Source organism: Halomonas sp. SIMBA_159 (genome assembly GCF_046536035.1).
Lineage (GTDB): Bacteria > Pseudomonadota > Gammaproteobacteria > Pseudomonadales > Halomonadaceae > Vreelandella > Vreelandella venusta_A.
The window spans coordinates 1-261 of the sequence record NZ_JAWJBT010000874.1; the positions used below are offsets into that span (position 1 = coordinate 1).

Genomic DNA, 261 nt, shown 5'->3' on the forward strand with positions numbered 1-261 from the left:
TGGCCGTCACTCATCTTTTCCCATCCCCTGCGGGTATTGTTTCAGAGTCCGGACCCGAAATCAGTCCTGTCCGTCCGTACCAGCACCTTCGTGTGGGATCGGACGTTGATCGACGATCCGGAGGCCGTATCCCTCTTCCAGCCCGACAACCGTACGCTGGCTGTTCGACAGCAGGACCATATCCTTGACGCCAAGGTCCAGCAGAATTTGTGCCCCGACGCCATAGTCTCGCAACTCGTTCCCTTGGGCGGGCGTGTCGCC

Annotated in this window: 1 protein-coding gene; it reads right to left on the minus strand. The window is 59.8% G+C overall.

The genetic code is table 11. The annotated features are described in order from the left end of the window. Positions 1-60: 60 nt before the first annotated feature. Positions 61-261 (minus strand): GTP cyclohydrolase II (locus R0J87_RS21745; protein WP_498888907.1); only part of this gene is annotated, 201 nt, incomplete at its 5' end.